General features: G+C 69.0%; 8 protein-coding genes and 1 pseudogene. 4 read left to right on the top strand and 5 right to left on the bottom strand.

The window, feature by feature from the left end; genetic code table 11:
- Positions 1-12: 12 nt before the first annotated feature.
- Positions 13-1,347 carry a sigma 54-interacting transcriptional regulator gene (locus F0U63_RS01185; protein ID WP_395842808.1) on the bottom strand — a complete coding sequence of 445 codons (1,335 nt, stop codon included), beginning with the start codon at positions 1,345-1,347 and terminating at the stop codon, positions 13-15.
- Positions 1,348-1,391: 44 nt separating this feature from the next.
- Between F0U63_RS01185 and F0U63_RS01180 the strand changes: the two genes are divergently transcribed.
- Positions 1,392-2,312 (top strand): serine/threonine-protein kinase, encoded by a 921-nt coding sequence (locus F0U63_RS01180; protein WP_395842806.1) that lies wholly within the window; start codon positions 1,392-1,394, stop codon positions 2,310-2,312.
- Positions 2,313-2,336: 24 nt separating this feature from the next.
- Here the strand turns inward: F0U63_RS01180 and F0U63_RS01175 are convergent, their stop codons facing one another.
- Positions 2,337-3,101, bottom strand: coding sequence for a hypothetical protein (locus tag F0U63_RS01175; protein WP_395842804.1), 765 nt, complete (start codon positions 3,099-3,101; stop codon positions 2,337-2,339).
- Positions 3,102-3,327: 226 nt separating this feature from the next.
- Here F0U63_RS01175 and F0U63_RS01170 point away from each other — a divergent pair, with 226 nt between their 5' ends.
- Positions 3,328-5,076: a hypothetical protein gene (locus F0U63_RS01170; RefSeq protein WP_395842803.1), complete on the top strand. Its 1,749-nt coding sequence runs from the start codon at positions 3,328-3,330 to the stop codon at positions 5,074-5,076.
- A 116-nt stretch (positions 5,077-5,192) separates the two neighbouring features.
- On the opposite strand, the pseudogene F0U63_RS01165 reads toward F0U63_RS01170, so the two are convergent.
- The 3 genes and pseudogenes from F0U63_RS01165 to F0U63_RS01155 form a co-directional block, all read right to left on the bottom strand.
- A pseudogene (locus F0U63_RS01165) lies at positions 5,193-5,997 on the bottom strand (IS5 family transposase).
- A 503-nt stretch (positions 5,998-6,500) separates the two neighbouring features.
- On the bottom strand, positions 6,501-10,286 hold the full coding sequence (locus tag F0U63_RS01160; protein ID WP_395842802.1) for a hypothetical protein: 3,786 nt from the start codon (positions 10,284-10,286) through the stop codon (positions 6,501-6,503).
- A gap of 382 nt (positions 10,287-10,668) precedes the next feature.
- Complete coding sequence (locus tag F0U63_RS01155) at positions 10,669-11,925, bottom strand: glycosyltransferase (RefSeq protein ID WP_395842801.1); 1,257 nt, start codon at positions 11,923-11,925, stop codon at positions 10,669-10,671.
- 209 nt (positions 11,926-12,134) lie between these two features.
- Here F0U63_RS01155 and F0U63_RS01150 point away from each other — a divergent pair, with 209 nt between their 5' ends.
- Complete coding sequence (locus F0U63_RS01150) at positions 12,135-13,139, top strand: hypothetical protein (protein WP_395842799.1); 1,005 nt, start codon at positions 12,135-12,137, stop codon at positions 13,137-13,139.
- A 64-nt stretch (positions 13,140-13,203) separates the two neighbouring features.
- On the top strand, positions 13,204-15,432 hold the full coding sequence (locus F0U63_RS01145; RefSeq protein WP_395842797.1) for a glycoside hydrolase family 3 N-terminal domain-containing protein: 2,229 nt from the start codon (positions 13,204-13,206) through the stop codon (positions 15,430-15,432).
- The last annotated feature ends 20 nt before the right edge of the window (positions 15,433-15,452 follow it).

Raw genomic sequence — 15,452 nt, 5'->3', positions numbered from 1 at the left:
GCCCCCTCCGCACTACTCGGGCTCCTCGGGCAGGAGGCCGTGACGGCGGGCCAGGGCGCGCAGGTGTTTGCGATCCACTCCCGCCTGTCGCGCCGCCTCCGAGAGGTTGCCCCCCGCGCGCGCCAGCACGTCCCGCAGGTAGTGCCGCTCGAAGGACTCCACCACCGCCTGCTTCGCCTCCGCGAAGGGCAGATCCGTGCGCAACGTCAGCTCCGCGCCCGTCCCCTGGGGCTGGAGCGACAGCCGCAGCTGCTCGAAGCGCCCCGCCCCGGGCGAGAGCACCAGCGAGCGCTCCAACACGTTGCGCAGCTCGCGCACGTTGCCGGGCCAGTCGTGTCCGGACAGCAGCTCCAGACCCGCGCCTCGCACCGATCCCGGCTCGAAGCCCCGGCGGCGCAACAGCTCCGCCACCAGCAGGGCCAGGTCCTCGCGGCGCTGGCGCAGCGCGGGCAAGGTCAGCGTCACCACCGCCAGCCGGTAGTAGAGGTCCGAGCGGAACGTGCCCTCGGCCACCGCCAGCGACAGGTCCACCCGCGAGGCCGCCACCACGCGCACGTCCACCGGCTGCTCGGCATCGCCTCCCACCGGGCGCACCCGGCGCTCCTCCAGCACGCGCAACAGCCGCGCCTGCACCGCCGGGGAGATGCCCGCCAGCTCATCCAGGAAGAGCGTGCCCCCGCGCGCCCGCGCGAAGGCACCCGCCCGCGCCGCCAGCGCTCCCGTGAAGGCGCCCTTCACGTGGCCGAACAGCTCGCTCTCCACCAGCCCCTCCGGCAGCGCGCCACAGTCCACCGCCACGAAGGGCCCCTTGCGCCGCGCGCTCGCCTCGTGGAGCGCCCGCGCCACGCCCTCCTTGCCCGTCCCCGTCTCACCCTGCACCAGCACCGTCGTGTCCGTGGGCGCCACGTGCTCGAGCACCGCGAACAGCTCGCGCATCGCCAGGCTCTCGCCCACCAGCTCCCCGAAGCGCCGCGCCTGGCTGGGGCTCACCTCCCACGGCTGCCCCTGTGCCTGGATGCGCACGAAGCTGCGCCCCAGCTTGAAGGTGGCCCCCACGCGCACCCGCGCCTCGCCCAGCCGCGAGCCCTCGTAGAGCGTGCCGTTGCGGCTGCCCAGGTCCCTCACCCCGAAGCCCGCCTCCTCGGCCCATACCTCCAGGTGCTCGCCCGACACGCGTGGGTCGCTCAGCCGCAGCGCGCACCCCTCGCGCGTGCCCACCCGCACCGGAGTGCTCCCGAGCGCCACCGCGCGGCCGGCATCCGGCCCGTCGATGACGACGAGCTGGCAGCGCCGCGGCACGGGGCCACCGGGGCTGTCCTGCTGGGTGGAGAGGGCGGTGTCGGACACGGGGCCGCGCTAGTCTAGGCCGGGTGAGGGAGCTGCCGCGACAGTTGGGACCCTACCGCCTCGTGCGCCGGCTGGGCGCGGGGGGCATGGCCGAGGTGTTCCTCGCCCTGGCCTTCGGCGCCAGCGGCTTCGAGAAGCGCGTGGTGCTCAAGGTGCTCCGCCCCGAGCACGTGGGCAATCCCACCTACGAGCGGATGTTCCTCGAGGAGGGCCGGCTGGGCGCGCGGCTGAGCCACCGCAACCTCGTGGGCGTGCACGACCTGGGCTTCGCCGAGGGCGTCTACTACGTGCGGCTGGACTACGTGGAGGGCGCGGACCTGGCGAGCCTCCTGACGCGCTCGCTCCCCGGAGAGGCGCTGGCGCTCTTCGTGGCGGACGAGCTCGCCCTGGGGCTCGCCGCGGTGCACGGGCTGGAGGACGAGGCGGGCCGGCCGCTGGGGCTCGTGCACCGGGACGTGACGCCCTCCAACGTGCTGGTGTCCCGGCTGGGCGAGGTGAAGCTGGCGGACTTCGGCATCGCCAAGGCCACGCTGCTGCGCGACCAGACGCGCGCCGGGGTGCGCAAGGGCACCTATGCCTATATGTCCCCGGAGCAGGTGCGGGGCCGCGCGCTGGGGCCCGCGAGCGATCTCTTCTCGCTGGGCATCACCCTGCACGAGCTGCTCACCGGGCGCCGGCCCTTCGATGGGGACACGCCGCTGGAGACGATGGAGCGCATCCGCGAGGCCCAGGTGGGTGCGCTGTCGGACGTGGCCGAGGACGTGCGGCCGGTGCTCCGGGCGTGTCTGGCGCGCGGGCCCGAGGATCGGGTGGCCTCGGCCGAGGCGTTGCGGCGGATGCTCTCCCCGCTGCGACGCGCGCGGCCCGAGGGAGGGCCATCCGAGCTGGCCCGCTGGGTGCGCGAGGGCCTGGGGCAGGGGCCCTCGGGCGGCGCTCCCGGCGAGACGGTCCTGGAGGAGACGTGAGCCCCGCCAACGGGCGCGCTGCCATCAGTCGCTGCGGATCTCCAGATACACGTGGCCCCCCGTCGTCACGGCCCGGCTGGTCACCTTGAGGGCGTAGACGCGTCCGGCCTCCAGCGGGTGGGTGAGCGTGGCGCAGTCGGAGCTGGACGTGCCCTCCGCGCCGTCACTGGCGAGCAGGACCGTGCCCGACTCATCGAACAGCGCGAGTCCGGTCGTCTTGCCCTCGCACCGAGACACCTGGAAGGTGTGCGGCCGGTCGGGCCGCGAGGCCACCACCTTCAGCCACTTCGAGGGCTCGTCCTGGTAGGAGAAGAAGGCGTGCTGGCAGCCGTTGTCGGCGCGAACCGTCTTCGCCTTGGACAGCTCGGTGCTGGCGGAACCCGTTGCCCCGCACTCGAGCGTGGCGAGCAGCGGCTTGAGGGTCTCGATGTCGATCACCTGCTGCTCCGAGCAGGAGGAGTTGAACTCCCGGGCGACGGCTTTGCGCTCCTGGCCCGCCGCATCCACGACCACGAGGGAGTACTCCATGACGTCCTGCATGCATCCCTCGGCGCTTCGGATGAACTTCAGACCGGAGAGCGCCTCGAGCTGCTCGCCTGTCATCGTATCGCGACGCCCCACCCACTCGAAGGTGCCTCCGAAGAAGCCAAAGGCCTGGAGGGTGATCTGCTGGTCATCGGGACGCCAGAGGGGCTGAGCGGGGAGGTCCTCGGGGGCTGGCGAGCACGCGCTCACGAGGGAAACGAGGGCAACGGCTCCCATCACCTTGCATCGACGAAGCATTCGCATGGCCGGGCATCGTGCAAAGCGCGAGCCGCCTCCCCCGCTCTCCGCATCCCCGAGGCCCGGCTCCCGGACGAGGGCGCCGTGAGCCTCGGGATTCTGATGAGCCATGACCACGCCTTCAGCTTTTTCGAGTGCACCGTCCGTGACGGCCCCAGGTGGGTGTGCCAGCGAACGCTCGCGGTGAAGAAGGAAGTGACTTCGTCCGGCGAGCGCTGTAACGCGCGGCGCCATGCGTCATCCCCCGCCGCCTGGAACCTCGCTGGAAGCCCCGGAGCCCCCGGCACGCGCCCGGCCCTCGTGGCTCGTGGACGCGGGCTGTCTGGCGCTGCTGCTCGTGACGAGCTGGAAGCTGCTCCAGGGGTTGGAGCACGGTGTGGATCTCTCCATGTGGGACGAGGCGGACTACCTGCGCCGGGGGCTGACGCTGTCCTGGTCCCACCTGCCGGCCGCGGAATGGGGGCCGCTGTATTCCCTCTGGTACACCGCCCTGTCGCGCCTCTGGCCGGAGCCGGTCGCGCTCCACTCCGCCAACTTCCAGGTGCTCTGCGTCCTCACCTCCGTGGGCGCCTATGTCTTCATGCGGAGGATGGGCGCGCGGCCGCTGCTCGCGCTCCTGGGCGCCGCCGTCTACCTGCTGTCCGCGGCCCCCCACGTCCTGCCCCGGCCGACGCTGCTCGCCCTGCTCGTGCTGGAGCTCGCGCTCGTGGTGGCCTCCTTCCTCGAGTCCTGGGAGGAGTTCTGGGCCGTCATCGCGGGCGGCCTGCTCGTGGCCTCGTTCGCGCGTCCGGAATTCTTCCTGGCCTTCCTGCTCGCCTCGGCCCTCTGCCTCGGGTGGCTCGTGCGCGCGGCCGTGCGCGAGCGCCACACCGGGCACGGGCGGCGGGCAGCCGTGGCCGCCGGGTTCGCCCTCGGGGTGGGGGTGCTGCTCCAGGGGCTCGGCAACCCCTTCGGCGACACGCACAACCGCCGCTTCTACGCCTTCTGCCAGCACTTCGCCGTCCAGCACGTGCAGCACACCCACGAGCCGGTGGACCCCTGGAACCAGTGCCCCCGGGTCATCCGCTCCGTCTTCGGCGACGTGGACAGCGTGGGGGCCGCCCTGCGCGCCAACCCCGAGGCCTTCCTCTGGCACGTGGGCACCAACGTGAAGGCCTTCGCCGACGCCTCGCTCGCGCTCTTCGCCCAGGGCCCGGCCGGCCTCTCCGCCACGAGGGGGCCGTGGGACCCGGCACGGGCGGAGCGGGTGTTGCTGCTCGCGGCCCTCGGGGCGCTGGGAGTGGGCCTGCTCTGGCGGTGGCGGCGGTGGCGGAGCGCGCTCGCCGAGCCACGGCTCCAGCGGATGCTCTGGGTGCTGGCCCTCGTGGAGGTGCCCACCCTGCTGTCCTGCCTGCTGCTCATGCCGCGCAAGCACTACCTCATCATCCAGGGAGTGTTCGTCCTCGCCCTGTTCATGCTGCTCGGCTCCCAGGTGGACGCGGCGGCACCGCGCCGCGTGCGGGGGGCCGTGGGCGGGCTGCTGGCGCTCGGCCTCGCGCTCCTCACTCCCAACCTCGCCGAGCGCCTTTCCGTGACAACGGGCGGCACCCCGGCGCGGCAGGTCCACCTGCGGCGGGTGCGTGCCATCGAAGCGCTCGGGCTGGTGGAGCGGCTGCCTCCGGGCGAGCGGCTGCCGCTGCTGGAGGCCGAGGGCGGCTACGATGCCTACCTCGGGCCTCGCTCCTACTACGCGGTGCTGCACTACACCCCCGGGGTGTCGTTCGAGGAGTTGCTGCGCGAGCACAAGGTGGCGGCGATCCTCCTGACCGATGCGCTGCGCCGGCATCCGCGCTTCCAGGACGACCCCCTCTTCCACTCCTTCGAGGCGAACCCCGAGGACTTCGGCTTCACCCTCTTGCCCCTGAGCGCGAGCGGCGAGGCCCTGGCCCTGCGCTCGCCCGGACACGTGGAGCCGAGCCGCGCCGGGTTGGAGCGGCGCTGACTGCGCCCTTCTCCGCCATTCCCAAAATTGACAGTCACATCCTCTCGACGGGCAACGGAGCCAATGAGCCGCGCCTGCGAGCCGATGACCTCCGGCGTACTACGCGACTTGAGCGCCTAACAAAAATAAGGTTTGAGGCGCCGGAAGAGAATCAGGCAGCAGCCCAGAACGAGGAGGCCGAAGTGGACATCGTCCCGGCGTTCGTCGCGCACCCGCAGGCGCCGCTGTCGGTTCTTCCACGCGTTGGTTCGCTCCACGACCCACCGGTGCTGCCCCAACCGTTGCTTCGATTCGACGCCGGGTCGCGCGATACGTGCCTTCACACCACGCCGTCGCAGGGCTCGTCGGTTCTTGCGCGAAGAGTACGCCTTGTCCGCGTGCAACTTGCCGGGTCGATGACGGGGACGACCCCGGGGCTGCTTCACCTCGGACACTGCATCAAGCAGCGCGAGCAACTCGTGCGTGTCGTGGACGTTGGCCCCGGTCTGGCTCTCTGCCAGCGGCTGGCCGTTGGCGTCGACGAGAAGATGATGCTTGCTGCCCGCCTTCGCTCTGTCCGTCGGGTTCTTGCCCGTGAGGGCCCCCCTTTTGAGGCCCGGACCGAGGAGGAGTCGATAGAGGCGCGACTGAGGTCCACCAGGCCCCGCTGTCCCAACTCGTCGAGCAGGTCGCGTTGGAGCTGCTCGAACACTCCAGCACCTGTCCACTGCTCCAAGCGCAGGCCGTCATCCCCGACATGCCGAACTGCTTCCGCGGGAGCATCTCCCAGGGAATGCCCGTCCTGAGAACGAAGACAATGGCCTCCAAGGCCGCCCGGTCATCTGCCCGCAGTCTCCCACGACCCGTCTTCTTCTTCTTGGGAACTGGCAGCAGCGGAGCGACTCGTTCCCACAGCGCGTCCGGTACGAGTTCGAGGGCCATGAGCTTCAGGTATTCATGGCCCTCCTCTTCGTCCACCGTGCCTGTCCACCCTCAAACCTTATTTTTGTTAGGCGCTCAAGGCCGCGATGGATATACCGGGCAATGTGCTGAGGGAAGGCTGTAAGGCAATCAAGAAGCTGTAAGGCAATCAAGAAGTTGTTTGGGAAGAAGAAGTGTTGAGGGGGCCGTGTTTTCAAGTAGATGACCCACAGGCTGCACCGCCTCATAACTGCGAGACGGCACGTCTACTCGGTGAGGGTCCTGGCCTCTATCTGCTGCGCGCTGCGCTCGCCGCTATGGAGCAGCCCAGCGCCTTCACGCACCCCTCCAGCGCCAACCGACCTCGCTTCGACGCCGGATGGGCTCATCCTCGTCTCTTCCAGACGGGGTGCCTGTTACGCCCAACGAGTTCCGGCCGGACCTGATTACGCTACTCTTGAGCACCTGCATCCACCGGTGCTGGGGAGGCGTTTCACCCGGTACGCGCGCTGAGATTCCTGGCTCTACTCCGACGAGCCGTTCGACTCATCCGAGGCCCGACGCTCCGCTCGGTGGCTGAAGATCCAGTCCTCGCCGTCGATGTCGCGCTCCACGCGAAACGACTTCGTCCGCCGATTGAACGCAGCGTGGCGAACCGCGCCAACCTGCTTCTGGAGGTCCTTTTCGGCGCCAAGCTCCTTCAGGCGCTCCAGGACGAGGTCGTGGGTCCAAATCAGTCGAGGCGTTCTTTCAGGAGACGAATAGAACACCGTGACGAGTTCGCTGAACCCTTCGACGGATTCCTTAAGCTGGACCATCGCTGTGAGAAGGACTCTGTCGGGATGAACCCGCGACAGCACCATGCTGAAAAGAGCTTCATCCTCGAAGAGTTCCGGCGGGCTCTGGAATCTACACACGTCCTCCAACTGAGAGGCGAGTTGCTCGCTCCAGAGAACCCGCTGCTCGTCCGTGGAGTTTTGACTCCACAACGCCGACCAATACTCGCGGAGGTCCGTGTTAACGATGGCAGTCAAGGTGATGAGCACCTCGAAGAGCAGCTCCAAATCCTCTGGTTTCGTCCCCGTGCACAGCGCCTGCCACTGCTGCAGGAGCGCATCAGGATCCTCGTCTCCCACTAAGTACGCGGCGCGCCAGGCGCGCCCGAATGCCGCATGTGTCGGCTGGGAGCGAACGTAACCTGCCGCAGCACGCCAGACCGGGTGGATGCCGCTCTGCATTCCCAGCCACCCCAAGCGCTGCGGATTGCCAAAAGAAACCTCAAGGCAGCGTACGAAGAACTCCGTTGAAACGACCTTCTCCAGTTCCGCTGGTGACAGGCCGAGTGCATCCGTCTGCCCACAAATCGCCTCGACCAGCGCGGAAGGCACGGACCGACTCGTCAGGGCGGCCGCTCGGATCCACTGCCGATCCTTCCGCGCCCCGGTCACCAGGGCACGCACGGCATCACGCTCGACAGGCAACAAGTTGTCCCAGTGGTCGATAAATGCCCTGACGTTGATCAGCGTGAACCCGGTGTCCTCGTGCTGCAACAACTCGGGAAGCAACGACCCGCGCTCGGTCGAATCTGTCGGAACGACCTCAAGCAGGAAGTCAGCAACCGCGAGCGTGTCGCCAGAGGGGAGCGTTTCCCTCAATTCCCTCTTCACCCAACGCAGCCAGGCCCAGCAGATGTCGCGCTGGAGATCTTGGGACAGGTACTGACGGGCTTGGTGGAACAGCCCGTAGAGGGTGTCCTCGCGGAGCGTCCAGCGAAGCGGCGGCGCGGCGTCCAGAAACGTTGGCAGCAGCGCGCCCCACAGTTGCCACCGCTCGCCCTGGACCTTGGCGGAGCCCTCCTCGCATTCGGACTCGAAGCGCCACATCGTCCAGGAGAGCGCCGCGGCACCGAGTGGGACGGACGCTGCTCGCGTGAGTCCCTCCAGGAGAAATTGCTGCAGTTCCGGGGAATAGGATGGCCAGTTGCGGATTGCTCCCTTGAACGCGGCGGCGAGCACGAGTGGGTGGTCGTCCAATATCGCGCGCCACGTTCTCTCTGACTCCCTCGATGCGAGCGACATGTATCGCTTCGCGGCCTTCGCCCGGATGAAGACTTCCGGGAACCGCAGGCCGTGCTCGACCACCGCGAGGGTGGAGGAACCCTGGAGCGCCCTCCACGCCTTCTCGGGTGTATCGAGTTCGGTAGGAGAGAGCGCGTCGTCCGCATGCATCAGGTCGCGGAACATCTCGCTCCAAGATGTTTGCGGCGCGAACCACGCCTGCCCTCGATGAAAAGACACCACGGCGCCACTTCGTCCGCCGTTGGCGAGCCAGCTCCAGACCATCTCCTGGTCGGCCTTGTCCAACCGCGAATGTTGAGACAGCAGAAACAGGAGGGCCTCGTCCGAAGCCGCGGGAAAGATCGAGTGCAACGCGTCGAGCCCAATCCGAAGCAGCCGCTGCCGGTCGTCCTCCGACTTGTGTTCTTCGAACAGGCGCGCGAGCATCCGCGTCGCCGTGGGCGCGGCGTTCACCCCGAGCCCCACGATGGCCCGCTCCAGCATCGACCATAGGTCACGCCGCTGCCCCTGGGGCAATGGCGCCAACAGACTGCGGGCAGCCTCTTCGTAATCCGGATGCGCGAAGAGGATCAGATCGCCGTCACGGCGGATCCAGCCTCTGCGCTCTAGGTCGTCGAGAAGAAGAGAATCCGGCTGGGGCAGTCGCGGCGGAGGCGAGTAGGTCGGAAAAGGGGTGGACTCGATCCCGGTCGACACAAGCCCGCCGGCTTTCGAATCGCCGAGCCCCGGCCGGTCCTCCCGATCCGTCATGAGGAAGGCCAGATCATCCAGATGGATGGGCCGCGTCGCAGTCATGCTGATGCCAAGCGCACGCACGAGTCGGGCCATCTCCGGCTCGGAACGAACCTCGACGGCCAGCGCGATTGCGTTGACGCGCGCTTTGCGGTCCAAGGCATCCAGGCGGGTCTCACCCTTGGGAAAGTTACGTGCGAGGTGCCACAGTTGCCCCGGTTGCACGAGGAAGTCGGGCGAAAGACGGCGCAGGTGTTCGGAGTACCGCTCGCGATCCACCTCGGAGAGCCCGGCAAGCCCCGCGTGCTTCCTCCAGATACGGTCCGCGAGCGCGGGATCCCGGACCGTGAGATCCACCCAGGGATGCCCTTCCATCGGAATCGGAATCCCGTTTGCGTCCAGCGTGTCGCGGAGCGATTCCTTCGACGCCGTGACGATGAGCCTGCAGTGCTCCGACAATTCACGGATCACCTGCTCTACCGCCTCCCAGGTCCGACGGACGGTTCCCGACGCGGTCGCCTGCTCGAATGCATTTTCGATGATGAACAGGCGGTCGTATTCATTCCCTAGGAGAAGGAAACGCATGGCGTCCTGAGAATCTCCCCGCCCGATTTCGAACCCCAGATTCTGTAGAGCCTGGGCGAGCCACTTGGCCAGGAAGGTCTTTCCGCACCGGCTCGGGCCGGTGAGCAGCAGAACGCGCTTGTCCTGCAGCCTGTCGAGGAGTGCGCTCTCCTCCGGCCGCTCGATGCGCTCTGCCTCTTCGTTGAAGATGCGCGACTTGGCGCTCTCCCTCAGGAGTTTCCGGAGCCCGGGGGCTACGTCGTCACGGTCGGGGACTTTCTCACGGACGTAGTCCACCATCCGCCGGAATACATGGTCGGCTTGGCTCGTCGGCACGCGATGGCGGACGAGCAACCGCCGACTTTCGGCCAGGATGTGCTCACGCGTCACTCCCTCAAGGACGTGGATGCGCCGAGTGAGCCGAAAGACGTCGTTTAGACTCAGGACCAGGGCCGAACGATGCGCGCGGCGCTCCTGCTCCAACCGAGTTCTCTCGGGCATTTCGGCGACGTTCGAGACCATCCGCAGGAACTCACCCGCTTCTGCTCGTTCGAGCCCGAACTCGCGCTCTCCCACCGTATTTGTGCCGTCGGAGACCAGTCGCCGGACAGAATCGGTGCACCGCCCGCCCGTGAAGAACAGAGCACTGCTCTGCAGATTGGAGAGCAACCGTTCGAGGAGCGAATCGGAAGCCTCTCTTTCAGGGAATTTCCATAACCACCCCAGTAAGAGGGGAATGTCCACGTCACCTCGCTCGCTCTTGCTCTGAATTTCCACGTTCCAGGGAATGGCCGGGAACGTGGCTTTCGCGTCCTCGCTCCCTCGCGGCTCATTCACCAGCATCAGCCCAGGCTCTCCTGCATGGAGCAGGAAGAACCAGACGTCAGCCTCATATTGGTACGTATAGGCAGCGGTGCTTGTGGTCGCGATCGACATTTGGGTCTTCGTCCAGGCAGCTGAAAAGTGGCGGCTTCTCTTCTCGATTATCGCGACAGGGCCTCCTGCCAACCCCCTTGGCGAAGTGATGGGTTTGCTCCCCCGGGGCACATGAGGTTGCTGGCGCGCAGAACAGGGGCCCCTAGCTGGCGCGGCAGCACCCTCCGCCGTGCTGGATTGCTACCTGCCCACCTCCTCGGCAGGCAACCATCGGCACACGGCTCTTGGTCCGCTACACCCTCCTGGCGTTCCGTTACGCAGCGTACCTGCGACCGAAAATGCTCCTGCACGATGTACCAAGGGCTGCATAAAACCTATCACCGCATAACATCCTTCTTTATGTGGTGAACCGCATAAAGGACGGCGTGCCCCTCGTGGACTGTCAGCCCGTACGGGCCACCCGCTCCTCGCCTCCAGGCAGGGCGCTCTCGAGCCACGTGACGGCGGCGCGCAAGGGCTCCCGGCTCCGGATGCTCTCGCCGGTGACGCGAGCCCGCTCCCGCATCGCCCCGTCACTCGCGAGCGCGCGGAGTCCCTCGGCGAGCCGCTCCACCGTCAGCGCCCGCTTGGGAAGGGGCTTCGGTCCCAGGCCGCGCTCGTGGACGTGATGGGCGAACATGAACTGGTCGAACGCGTGGGGCACCACCAGTTGGGGAATGCCCGCGCGCGCCGACGCCGCGGTGGTCCCCGCCCCGCCATGGTGCACCGCGCCCGCCAGCCGCGGGAAGAGCAGCCCATGCGACACGGGGCCCAGCACCCTCACGGAGGGACCGAGCGCCTCGCCCTCGCCGAGCCCCGCCCATCCCGCGGACAGGAGCAGCCGGACCCCGGCCTTTCGCGCGGCCTCGAGCACCCGCCGCGTGGTGCTCGCGGGGTCTTCGTCCGGCATGCTCCCGAAGCCCACGTAGAGGGGCGGAGGCCCGTCGCTCAGGAACGCCTCGACCTCGGGCGGCAGCGGCCGATCGTCCGGCAACGCGAAGGAGCCCACCTGGGGCACCTGGGCGAGGTCGGGCGGCGCGGGCATCAGCTCCGGATCGCACGCGAGCAGCGTCTTGTCCGGGGGGAAGATGGCGCCGAAGAGATCCTCTTCGCGCGGCAGTCCCCGTTGCGCGCGCCGCGCGTTGTAGGGCGCGTCCATCATCCGGTTGTAGAACCGCCTCGCGGCCCCCCAGAGCAGCCGGTTCAACACCCGAGGAGACCGGGTGAGCGGCACCATCAACATCGGATGGAACGCGGAGGGGAGGATCTGCGGCGTGTAGCCGATGTAGCGGTAGGGCACCCCCGCCGCGTCCGCGAGCAGGTGCGCCGCCATCGTCGAGCCCCCGCCCACCACCAGGTCCACGCCCCGGAGCCGCGGCTCGATGTGCGCCACCTGCAGCTCGAACTCGCTGGCGATGATGGAATGGAGCGTCCGGACGAAGCCGAGCGGGGTGCGCGTGCGCTCCCGGGTCTGCGCGAGCACCTCCCGCACGTCATGGCCACACGGATGGAAGGGGATGCCGAACGCCTCGGCCTCCCCCTGGAAGACGGGAGAGGCGAGCAGCGTCACCGTGTGACCGGCCCGGCGCAGCGCCACCGCGAGCGCGAGCATGGGTTGGAAGTCACCGCGCGAGCCGGAGCCGATCAACAGAGCGTGCATGGGGGCGAGGATACGCCACCCGGCCCCGGGGCCCCCAGGGAGAGCGCCCGAAGCACCAGGCAGGCAGGGGGCGACAAGTAGCCCGGACATGAGGCGGTGATGCCCGGGATGTCAGCAGGTAGGCAGCTGTCCCCGGTGCCTTGCTTGCTGGCAAGCGAAGGTCTGAACACCTTGTAAGGAGAATGGGCCGATTCGCCTCAGCATGGGCGGTGATCCTCACCGTAGCGCTCTGGGCGCTCCCCGCCGGGGCGACGGTTCTCGAGCTTCATCGGCCGCTCGCTCCCCCTCCAGCCGTGCCGGATCAACCCGCCTTCGATGAGCTGCTCTTCTCGCTCGCCGATCCCGAACGCGCCCTGGCCGGGGGGCTGACCGTGCCCTCGCTCGACCTGGCCGTCCGAGCCCGGGCCTGGGGCTTCATCCCGGCGACGCAGTACGAGCAGCGCGCCGCCCTGGACTCGCTCTCCGAGCCCATGAAGAACCTGACCATGTCCGAGCTCCCGGCGGGACGGCAGCTCGTCTCCCTGCTCGCCCTGGGCCCCGATGGGGAGCAGGTGCGCCTGCGCGACCTGGGCCCGAGGCTCAGTGGACCCGACAGCCTGTTGCAGCGCGGACTCAACTCGACGCTCGGCTTCCTGCGGGTGCCCAAGCCGGTGGCGGTCCTCGCCGCGAGCGCGGCGGCGCTCGGGCTGCTCCACCAGTTCGGAACCAAGCCAGTCGACAACCTGGGCGTGCCCCTCTCGCTCAGCGGCACCCTGCTCAACAGGCGCCTGCACACCTCCGTCCGTCTGAGTTCCGAGCGCCATTTCCAGAACGCCCGCGCGGACATCTCGTTGCGATGGAGCCTGCCGGAGATCTCCCTGCACACCCTGCGCCTCGAGCAGCTCGAGCTGGGAGGCGCGGCGGCGCGCACCCCCGAGGGGCTCCTGCTCGACACGCGGTGGGCGAACCTGCGGGGCCGGCTGTCCTGGCTCGAGTTCTGCCTGGGCGTCCATTCCAGTCAGGCCGAGCCGGCCCTGTGGACGGTGCTCGAGACGGGAGTGCGGCGCGAGAACTTCAGCGTCCACACCCTCGTCAGCCACCAATGGGAGACGGCGCGCTTGCGCCTCATGGCCACGGCCACGCTGCGCACCGGCCAGGTGATGTCCGGATTCTTCGTCGGCAGCCAGGACCGCGTGAAGCACACCTTCGGGCTGATTGGCATGGGCACCTTCTGAACCCATTGGCTACTCTGCCCGAATGGCCAAGGGTTTGCGGAAATGGAGTCAGGTGAAGCGCGGCGTGCGGAACCCGGCGCCCTCGAACGAGCAGCTCGCGGGCGGCGGGCTCCAGCGCCGGGTGGAGGCCCTGCTCGCGCGGATGACGCTCGAGGAGAAGGTGGGGCAGCTCGCGCAGTACTCGGCGGGAACGCCCACGGGACCGGGCACCGGCCGCAGTGACTACGAGACGCTGGTGCGCGCCGGCGCCGTCGGCTCGATGCTCAACGTGGTGGGCGCCCAGGAGACCAATCGCTACCAGCGCATCGCGGTCGAGCAGAGCCGCCTCAAGATTCCGCTGCTGTTCGGCTTCGACGTCATCCACGGCTATCGCACCACGATGCCCATCCCCCTGGGCATGGCGGCGAGCTTCGACCCGGCCCTGGTGGAGCAGGCCATGCACCTGGCCGGCACCGAGGCCGCCGCCGAGGGCATCCGCTGGGTGTTCTCGCCCATGGTCGACATCGCGCGTGACCCGCGCTGGGGCCGCGTCGCCGAGGGCTCGGGAGAGGATCCCTTCCTGGGCGCCGCCATGGCGCGCGCGTACGTCCGGGGCTACCAGGGCCCCTCGCTGTCGGAGTCCACGTCGGTGGCGGCGAGCGTGAAGCACTTCGCCGCCTATGGCGCGGCCGAGGCGGGCCGGGACTACAACACCGTCGACATGTCCGAGGTGAGCCTGCGGCAGACCTACCTGCCGCCCTACCAGGCCGCCATCGAGGCGGGCAGCGCGACCCTGATGAGCGCCTTCAACACGCTCAACGGGGTGCCCGCCACGGCCAACGCCCACCTGCTGACGGACATCCTGCGCGGGGAGTGGGGCTTCAACGGCTTCGTGGTGAGTGATTGGACGGCGGTGGCGGAGCTGAAGAACCACGGCATCGCCCTGGATGGACCGTCCGCCGCGCTCAAGGCGCTGAGCGCGGGCGTCGACATGGACATGGAATCCCATCTCTACGCGCCGGAGCTGCCCCGGCTGGTGCGCGAGGGGAAGCTGTCCCAGGCGGTGGTGGACGAGGCCGTGCGCCGCGTGCTGCGGGTGAAGTTCGCGCTCGGCCTGTTCGAGCACCCCTACGTGGACGAGAAGGCGGCGGCCTACGTCGCCACCCCGGAGAAGCGCGAGCTGGCCCGGCGCCTGGCGGAGGAGTCCATCGTCCTGCTCGAGAACAAGGGGGGCGTGCTGCCGCTCTCCCCGGGCCGGAAGGTGGCCCTCGTCGGCCCGCTCGCGGACGCGCCCGTCGACATGCTGGGGACGTGGAATGGCAAGGGTGACCCCAGGGACGTGGTGACCCTGCGCGCCGCCCTAGAGCACCGGCTGCGCGACACTCCGGGCGCCTTGCGCCACGCGAGGGGCACCGACGTCCTCTCGGCGGACAGCTCGGGCTTCGCGGAAGCGGTGGCGGCGGCCCGCGCCTCGGACGTGGTGATCGCCGCCCTGGGCGAGGACACGAACATGAGCGGCGAGGCCGCCTCCCGGACGCGCATCGACCTGCCTGGCAATCAATTGCAACTGCTCGAGGCGCTGGCCGCCACCGGCAAGCCCGTCGTGCTGATTGTCTTCAGTGGCCGCCCGCTGGCCCTCACGGACGCCCAACGCCAGGTGGCGGCGCTCGTGCAGGCGTGGCAGCCCGGCATCGAGGCCGGTCCCGCCCTGGCCAACCTGCTGTGGGGCGACGTGGATTTCAGCGCCCGGCTGCCCATCACCTTCCCCCGGAGCCTGGGGCAGGTGCCCCTCTATTACAACCACCTCAACACCGGCCGCCCGGCGGACCAGACGGACCTGACGCGCCCCGCCGCCAACGGGGCGGAGAAGTACGTCTCGCGCTACCTGGACGAGCGCAACTCACCGCTCTACCCCTTCGGCCACGGACTCTCCTACACCCGGTTCGACTTCTCCCCGCCCCAGCCGAGCGCCCCGTCGCTCCAGGCCCGAGCCGTGCGCGAACAGCGGGGGGAGGTGTTGCGCGTGAAGACCCAGGTGCGCAACGCGGGCGAGCGCCAGGGCACGGTGGTGGCGCAGCTCTATCTGCGCATCCTGGGCACGAGCATCACGCAGCCCGTGCGCCAGCTCGTGGGCTTCCAGCGCGTCACGCTCGCGCCCGGCGAGTCGCGCGAGCTGGAGTTCCCCCTGGGCTTCCAGGAGCTGTCCTTCGTCGATGCCCGCGCGACCCGCGTGGTGGAGCCCGGTACCCGCTACGAGCTCTGGGTGGGTGACAGCTCGGAGGCCACCCGGCACGCGTCCTTCACGATGGAGTGAAGGCGCGCGTGGGGGGCGGG

Source organism: Cystobacter fuscus (genome assembly GCF_044360685.1).
Taxonomy (GTDB): domain Bacteria; phylum Myxococcota; class Myxococcia; order Myxococcales; family Myxococcaceae; genus Cystobacter; species Cystobacter fuscus_C.
Note: the sequence above shows the minus strand (reverse complement) of the source record. Positions and strands in the feature narration are given on the sequence as shown.